Genomic DNA, 1,580 nt, shown 5'->3' on the forward strand with positions numbered 1-1,580 from the left:
ACCAGTCAACTTTGTCCATCTTACGGACGATTACAAATTCATCTCGGTTACAGCCAACGGTACCGTAGTAGTTAAATCCGTATGCTTGCTGTGCGTAACCACCGATCATGTGAGTAGGCTTCATAACCGCTCTTGTAACAGAGTTATGCATACCACCACGTGTCTTGGTTGTTTCAGCCCCCGGCATATTTATTTGTCGTTCCTGTGCGTGATACATCAAGCTCATACCTTCGTTTACACGCTGGGAAACGACCGCACGACATGCAATGGCACCGTTAACATTGAACACTTCGATCCAATCGTTATCTTCGATGCCTGCTTTTGCTGCATCAACTTCCGAGATCCAAACAATCGGACCACCACGTGAAAGGGTCAACATCAACAAGTTATCAGAGTAGGTTGAGTGGATACCCCATTTCTGGTGAGGTGTAATCCAGTTCAATACGATCTCTTTGTTGCCGTTTGGTTTCTTGTCTAACAAAGGCTTAACTGTCTTCATGTTAACTGGTGGCTTATACAAGCACTGGGTTTCACCGAAGTCACGCATCCACTCATGATCCTGATAGAACTGCTGACGACCTGTCACTGTTCTCCATGGAATCAACTCGTGTACGTTGGTATAACCTGCGTTATAAGATACGTGCTCATCTTCCAGACCTGACCAGGTAGGAGAAGAGATGATCTTACGAGGCTGCGCCTGAATGTCGCGGAAGCGGATTTTTTCCTCTTCTTTCGGCTTAGCCAAGTGTGTGTGATCTTTACCGGTAAACTCTGACAGTGCAGCCCATGCTTTAACCGCTACCTGACCATTAGTTTCTGGTGCCAGGCTCAAGATCACTTCAGAGGCATCAATTGCCGACTCAATCTTCGGACGACCCTGATGCGCGCCTTCTTCAGTGTGCTTATAGTTAAGCTCACCCAAGAACTTCACTTCATCTTCAGTGTTCCAAGTAATACCCTTACCACCATTACCTAGTTTCTCTAGCAATGGGCCAAGCGAAGTAAAGCGCTTATAGGTATTCGGGTAATCACGTTCAACAACGGCTAGGTTTGGTGCCGTCTTACCTGGAATCAGGTCACACTCACCTTTCCACCATGCTTTCACACCCTCTGGCTGAGCAAGCTCTCCTGGTGTGTCGTGCTGAAGCGGTACCGTGACCAAATCTTTCTCAACACCCAAGTGGCCTTCACAAAGTTCAGAGAACTTCTTGGCAATACCTTTGAAGATATCCCAGTCAGATCTCGATTCCCAAACCGGGTCAATCGCTTTAGAAAGAGGGTGAATAAACGGATGCATATCCGACGTATTCATATCGTCTTTTTCGTACCAAGTTGCTGTAGGTAATACAACATCTGAATACAAGCAGGTAGTCGACATACGGAAGTCTAGCGTCACTAGCAAGTCGACCTTACCCTCGACTGGCGTATCGTGCCACTTAACATCTTCTGGCTTCTTGGCGCCACGTTCATCAAGGTCTTTACCTTGAAGACCGTTCTTAGTACCTAGAAGGTGACGAAGCATGTATTCATGACCCTTACCTGACGAACCTAATAGGTTTGAACGCCAGATAAACATATTA

At 46.6% G+C, this 1,580-nt stretch carries 1 protein-coding gene; it reads right to left on the reverse strand.

Annotation, left to right across the window (positions count from 1 at the left end):
- The coding region (locus tag A3763_RS03230) for a molybdopterin dinucleotide binding domain-containing protein (RefSeq protein WP_156494865.1) at nt 1–1,580 on the reverse strand (1,580 nt) is incomplete at both ends.

The sequence above is a fragment of the Oleiphilus sp. HI0128 genome (assembly GCF_001635365.1).